This is a genomic window from Nostoc sp., assembly GCF_036917455.1.
Classification (GTDB): domain Bacteria; phylum Cyanobacteriota; class Cyanobacteriia; order Cyanobacteriales; family Nostocaceae; genus Nostoc.
On the sequence record NZ_JBALDK010000267.1, the window covers coordinates 1 to 6691 of the forward strand.

The 6691-nt window shown below is 42.3% G+C and carries 5 protein-coding genes; all 5 read left to right on the top strand.

What is annotated here, in order from left to right; translation table 11 throughout:
* Positions 1–288 precede the first annotated feature (288 nt).
* Positions 289–936: a histidine phosphatase family protein gene (locus V7K42_RS28850; RefSeq protein ID WP_334921154.1), complete on the top strand. Its 648-nt coding sequence runs from the start codon at positions 289–291 to the stop codon at positions 934–936.
* A gap of 84 nt (positions 937–1020) precedes the next feature.
* Positions 1021–2046 carry a glucokinase gene (locus V7K42_RS28855; protein WP_334921156.1) on the top strand — a complete coding sequence of 342 codons (1026 nt, stop codon included), beginning with the start codon at positions 1021–1023 and terminating at the stop codon, positions 2044–2046.
* A gap of 45 nt (positions 2047–2091) precedes the next feature.
* Complete coding sequence (locus V7K42_RS28860) at positions 2092–2691, top strand: hypothetical protein (protein WP_334921158.1); 600 nt, start codon at positions 2092–2094, stop codon at positions 2689–2691.
* A gap of 619 nt (positions 2692–3310) precedes the next feature.
* Positions 3311–4780, top strand: coding sequence for an efflux RND transporter periplasmic adaptor subunit (locus tag V7K42_RS28865; protein WP_334921159.1), 1470 nt, complete (start codon positions 3311–3313; stop codon positions 4778–4780).
* Positions 4781–4790: 10 nt separating this feature from the next.
* Complete coding sequence (locus V7K42_RS28870) at positions 4791–6008, top strand: ABC transporter permease (RefSeq protein ID WP_334921161.1); 1218 nt, start codon at positions 4791–4793, stop codon at positions 6006–6008.
* Positions 6009–6691: the final 683 nt, after the last annotated feature.

Sequence of the window (6691 nt, forward strand, 5' to 3'; positions counted from 1 at the left end):
AGCAACTTACATTTGAGCAGGTAATTTCTGTTTCCTCTTATAACTTTATTTTAGAAGCCCTTTTCTATGCAGCTTCATATTAAATTGGTATTAGTCGATATTGCTTTAGAAACTTGGCTCAAAAAGCTTTAAGTAAAACTACACTGACGCGATTGATAAGTTTTCTACATAACTTATATTATTACAAATTATTACAAATAATGTCTTATATTAATATTTGCAGCCCTCCTTGCAGATATCTATATATTTGTTTAGCGGGGAATTCTATTCACCGGAATAATTCAACCCATGAGTCAGATAGTCTGGATCGCAAGACACGCCAACCGCCTCGATTTCGTAAACCCTGATTGGTTTCTCACAGCCGAACGACGCTACGATCCGCCCTTATCTGATGATGGCATGGTGCAGGCACAACATTTAGCGAAACGATTGAAAAAAGAAAAGATTTCCCATATTTTTGCTTCGCCTTTTCTGCGAACCGTACAAACAGCAAACGCAGTTGCAGAAGTGCTTAACTTGCCAATTAAATTGGAAACAGGTTTGAGTGAATGGCTAAATCCAGCTTGGATGACGGAAGAACCCGAAAGACTCTCAACTCCAGCATTAGCAAAGTTATTCCCTAGAATTGACACCAGCTACACTTCGCGCATCGCCGCTAAATATCCTGAAACTCGCGAAAAAGTGCGAGAACGTTCTGGGCAAACTGCAAGATGTTTAGCTACTGAGTTCTTACCAGAACATATTCTGCTAGTGGCGCATGGTGCATCTGTGTTGGGGGGAGCAATGGGGCTAGTAGGGGAAATTGCCAAAACAGAAGTTAAAGCTTCTTTATGTTCGTTGGTAAAAGTGGTACGCGAAGATCCAGAATGGTTATTGGAACTAAAGGGAGATACTTCCCATTTAACCCACATAGAGGAAGTGATTCGATTTGCTTAAACCTCTGATAGATATTTGTGTTCATGGCTTCTGCTACTTTGGGTATATCCCACAAATTAAGTAATTAATCCCCGAATAAGTTCTATGACATTGTTACTAGCAGGAGACATCGGCGGTACGAAAACTATTCTGCGATTGGTTGAAACATCAGATTCACCAGCTTTGCATCCTATCTATCAGGAAAGTTACCACAGTGCTGATTTTCCCGATTTAGTACCCATAGTGCAGAAGTTTTTGGTGAAAGCTAATACACCAATACCAGAAAAGGCTTGTTTTGCGATCGCCGGCCCCATTGTCAAAAATACTGCCAAGCTGACCAATTTAGCCTGGTTTTTGGATACCGAACGTCTACAAGAAGAATTGGGTATCCCGCATATTTCTTTGATTAACGACTTCGCCGCCATTGGCTATGGCATTTCAGGTTTACAAGAACAAGACTTGCTGATATTGCAAGTTGGCAAATCTCAACCTGAAGCCCCCATTGGGATTATTGGTGCTGGTACTGGCTTAGGACAAGGATTTTTAATTAAACAGGGAAGCGACTATCAAGTTTTTCCCTCAGAAGGTGGACACGCCGACTTCGCCCCTCGGAACGAAATCGAGTTTCAACTGTTGAAATACCTGCTGGGTAAACATGATATCCAGCGCCTTTCTGTGGAACGGGTAGTTTCTGGAATGGGGATTGTGGCAATTTATCAATTTTTGCGCGATCGCAAATTTGCCACAGAATCACCAGATATTGCCCAAGTCGTCAGAACTTGGGAACAAGAAGCCGGACAAGAAGAGAAAAGTGTCGATCCCGGTGCTGTCATTGGTACAGCCGCATTAGAAGGACGCGATCGCCTTTCCGAACAAACCTTGCAATTATTTATAGAGGCTTATGGTGCAGAAGCCGGCAATCTTGCCCTTAAACTCCTACCTTATGGTGGCTTATACATCGCTGGTGGGATTGCGCCCAAAATTCTGCCTTTAATCCAAAATAACGGTTTCTTATTAAACTTCACCCAAAAAGGCAGGATGCGCCGCCTCCTCGAAGAGATCCCCGTGTACATTATCCTCAACCCGCAAGTGGGGCTAATAGGTGCTGCTTTATGTGCTGCTAGGTTATAACAGCTAGCATCATCACTGAGATTGGTATCTCAAAAGGTAAAACTTATGACAGTTAAAAGTCTGTTACCATTAATCGCCGCCACCCTTATCTGTGGTGGTTCTGTTCTCGTGGAAGCGCGTCAACCTAAACCTCCGGCTGTTGTTAAACCAACCATCTCTAAAACCGTGCAGCCACAATGGAAAGTATACACGGCTCCAGATGGGCGCTTTACTATTTTGATGCCGGGAAGACCCAACAGAAATACCGAATACCAAAAAACTTACATGGGGGAAATTACCTTAGAAATATTTGCCGCACAACCGCCAAAACAGGAAGTAGCATACATAGTTGCTTACAATGATTTTCCTTATAGTTATGGTCAAATAACTGACCCCCAAGCTGTACTTAATAATGCCAGGGATATGGCTTTAAAGACTACCAAAAGCAATTTAATTAGTCAACGAAATATTCGTAGTTATAATAATCATCCTGGTAAAGAAATTAAGTACATCAATACTGGAGGGAAAATCACTATAAATAGAATGTATATTGCCCAAGGAAGACTATATCAAGTAATGGCAATAACTACAAAAAAACAGCAAAAGACATTAGCTAAAACTATTACTGGGTATTTAAATTCCTTCAATGTAGTTTTGAAAAACTGAAATGACTTAATCTAAATATCTCTTTAATTTAACTACGCAAAACCTACAAATAAAAAGATACCCGACTTCTTGAAGAAGTTGAGGGTCTGGGATGATCGCTGGAAAGGAAATTAAAATACCTCTTGCAAAAATCCTTGAATCACCCCTCCCCAACACATCAGGGAGGGCGCAATATTTCAAGTTTCCCCCCAATATATCGGGGGGATTAAGGGGGGTCTATTCGACTTATGCAAGAGGTCTAAACTATAGGAATCCGGTTTTATTTGGAGAAAATATCCGTAGGATGTGTTAGCACGGAGAGTACGGCGGGAAACCCACCTACAGCGCTGGATTCACCGCAACGCACTGGCTCCTCTACAACACCTAATTTCGTTCAAAAATCAAATAGTAATCTTATATGTTACTCACTAGTCGCTAAAGTCACCCATTCAGGTGAAGACATACACAAATATTAATACATAGGATAAAGGAATATTAAGTAACTATGAAGCTTAATTATGCGTCTAGTTATTAGTTTAGTAATAAAAATTTAATCTCAAAGTACCAACTCCGTATTCTGCACTTACCCTTTAACTAAAAGGTACTGCTACCCAACAATATTTACAGGCTTCTATATAATATGGCTACTCACATAGAAATTCCAGTTATTGGCAAAGTTAAGTATCCATTACGCTGGCTAATTGGGGTGATAGCAGGCGGTGCTTTGCTTGTGGGTACTGTGACAACTTACACTCTGGTGAATCAAGGGACAAATAAAGAAGACATTGCCCAGTTAACAGTGCCAGTGGCAGCGCAAAACGTTACTTTGCGGATTACAGCTAGTGGCAAAGTCGTGCCAGTTCAAAGCGTAAATATTAGTCCGAAGAACCCTGGAGTTTTATCGCAATTATATGTCGAACAAGGCGATCGCATTCAACAAGGGCAAATTCTCGCCCGTATGGATAGTGCGAGTATTGAGGCTCAAAGGAGTCAGTACCGTGCTAACTTAGCCCAAAGTCAAGCACAATTAGCCCAAGCCCTTGCTGGTAGTCGTCCTCAAGAAATAGCTCAAGCAAAGGCACGGTTAGCACAGGCTCAAGCCCAGCTAGCCGCAGCGAGAGCCGGTAATCGTCCCCAAGAGATTGCTCAATCTCAATCCCAAGTGGATGCGGCTCAAGCAAAGGTGATTTATACCAGTGAACAGGTAAAGCGTTACCAATATCTATATAAAGAGGGAGCAGAAAACAAACAATTACTCGATCAAGCTATCAGCGAAGACAAAAGTGCTAAAGCCAGTTTAGAAGAAATTAAAAAACGATTGTCGTTAGTCCAAAGTGGCACTCGGACTGAAGAAATCGACCAACGCCAAGCTGCTGTGAATGAAGCACGGGCTGCATTGGTACTCTTGCAAGATGGCACTCGAACTGAAGAAATTGCCCAGCGCCAAGCGGCTGTTGCCAGCGCTGAAGCTCAATTGAAGGGTGTGCAAGTGCAGTTGGAAGATACAATTATTCGCGCTCCCCTTTCGGGGATTGTGACGCAAAAGTATGCCGAACCTGGGGCCTTTGTGACACCCACAACTTCTGCTTCTACGAGTGCGTCGGCAACTTCTAGTTCAATTGTCGCTGTAGCACGCGGTTTAGAAGTATTAGCCCAAGTTCCCGAAGCCGATATTGGCAGAATTAAACAAAGGCAGCAGGTGGAAATTGTTGCTGATGCTTATCCCGATCAAATTTTTAAAGGTCATGTGCGCCTGATTGCTCCAGAAGCAGTGGTGGAACAAGGTGTGACATCCTTCCAGGTGCGGGTTGCTCTTGATACTGGCATAGATAAACTGCGTTCTGGCTTAAATGTGGATCTGACTTTTTTAGGCGATCGCGTTAATAATGCCTTAGTGTTGCCAACGGTGTCAATCGTCACTGAAAAGGGCAAAACTGGCGTACTCGTACCAGATGCAAAGAATAAACCCCAGTTCCGCGAAATTACAGTTGGGGCACAAATTCAAGACCAAACTCAGATTTTAGAGGGAGTTAAACAAGGCGATCGCATTTTTGTTAATCCACCCAAAGACTACAAAATTGACAAGGCAAAAGAAAAGAGTAATTCGTAATTATTAAGACATGAATTTTTTAGAAAGTGTCCAAATGGCGGGGAAAACCCTGTTATCAAATAAGTTGCGTAGCGCCCTCACTATGTTGGGTATAGTTATTGGTAACGCCTCAGTGATTGCCATGATTGGTATTGGTGAAGGTGGGCAGAAGTACGTTAATAAACAGCTGGAATCATTAGGGCCAAATGTGCTATTCGTGCTACCAGGCAATCGAGAAACTCAGCGTATCTCCTTTGAAGTGCCAAAAACTCTGGTGTTACAAGATGCGGAAGCGATCGCCTCTCAAGTACCAACAGTAGTAGGAGTTGCACCAGAGTTAAATACCAGACAGGTAGTTGTATTCCGCAATAGAAACACCGATGTCAACATCATTGGCACAACTCCCAGCTTTCTATCGGTGCGGGATTTTGAAACTGCTAAAGGCAGGTTTTTCTCTGAAGTAGATATCAAGCGAAACAACCAAGTTGTTGTGCTGGGTGGAGACTTGGCAGAAAAACTATTCGGTAATAGTAACGCGATCGGTCAGCAATTACGAGTTGGAAATACCAGCTTTCAAGTGATTGGGACGTTAATAGCCAAAGGTTCCAGCGTCGGAGCAGATTATGATAATGCTGCTTTAATACCAATCACAACCTCAGCAAACCGACTTGTAGGAAAGAATTCTCCTTATGGTATTTCTTTAGATTACCTCGTTGCAGCCGCTCGTGATTCTGAGAGCGTGGATGCAGCAGAGTTTCAAATTACTAATTTGCTGCGCCTACGGCACAAAATTAATGGTGAAGATGATTTTACTCTTCGCTCTCAAAAGGATGCCTTGCAAACTGTTGGTCAAATTACAGGTGCATTGACAATTATGCTAGCAGCGATCGCCGGGATATCCCTGTTTGTCGGCGGCATTGGCATTATGAATATTATGCTAGTCTCCGTCACCGAACGCACCCAAGAAATCGGATTGCGAAAAGCCATCGGCGCAACTGAGCAAGATATTTTGCTACAGTTCATCATTGAGGCAGTGATAGTTTCGGCAGCTGGCGGATTAGTTGGTACTGCGGTTGGTATCAGTGGCATCCTATTAGTGGGAGCTTTGACTCCTTTAGAAGCGAGTCTTTCTCCTGTAGCAATTACTATGGCAGTTGGTGTTTCTGGGGGGATTGGCTTATTCTTTGGCGTTGTTCCTGCACGTCGTGCTGCTAAACTCGACCCCATTGTGGCTTTGAGAAGTGCTTAGTAATGGCGATCGTTTCTTCTTCCTGATTCGATTGAGTCAGGGAGATAGTCGCTAGGTAATTCAATAAATCACTTAGACCCGCGACTGATTGAAGATCACCAACTGTTTCAATTTTGTGGGGGTTTTAAACCCATTTATTCATCCGCCACTCGTACAGAATTCATACTGAATTCTGACTTCTGATTCCTTAATTCTGTTTTGATAACTAAGTGAATATCCAATCAGAATAGCATTTGTAGCGATAGCTAATACAGTTGTAGAGATAAATCAAAAACTCGCTACACCTGTCAAATTATATCCTTAGCTGAATACATCAATAATTGCCGAAAGAGTTCACTAAAATAGTTATTGCGGCAATTACATACTTGCCAGTTAAACAGACCTAAGAATAATAGTATATTAGCGGGTTACAATGCAGCTTTAGTAGTAGTAGCATGGAAAAAATGTATGTTATTTGTTACTACTGACCAGTGATAAAATGCCCTGCCGTTGATGAAAGCCTCCTATACCGTAAGCGCCAAAAATACAGTTATATAGCTAAAATATTTTTGCTCCGTTGAGTCAGGATGGTTTTGGCGGTTTCTACGCCAGGGCAAACGCATCTAAAGTACTCTTGATCACGACCAAGATTAAGACCCAACGAAAAATCAGTATTTCTGGCTTGATTTATTTTCCAAGGCTCA

What these genes read in the sequence shown, in the direction of transcription:
- V7K42_RS28850 (WP_334921154.1), top strand. Translation starts at nt 289, where the DNA reads ATGAGTCAGATAGTCTGGATCGCAAGACACGCCAACCGCCTCGATTTC.
- V7K42_RS28855 (WP_334921156.1), top strand. Translation starts at nt 1,021, where the DNA reads ATGACATTGTTACTAGCAGGAGACATCGGCGGTACGAAAACTATTCTG.
- V7K42_RS28860 (WP_334921158.1), top strand. Translation starts at nt 2,092, where the DNA reads ATGACAGTTAAAAGTCTGTTACCATTAATCGCCGCCACCCTTATCTGT.
- V7K42_RS28865 (WP_334921159.1), top strand. Translation starts at nt 3,311, where the DNA reads ATGGCTACTCACATAGAAATTCCAGTTATTGGCAAAGTTAAGTATCCA.
- V7K42_RS28870 (WP_334921161.1), top strand. Translation starts at nt 4,791, where the DNA reads ATGAATTTTTTAGAAAGTGTCCAAATGGCGGGGAAAACCCTGTTATCA.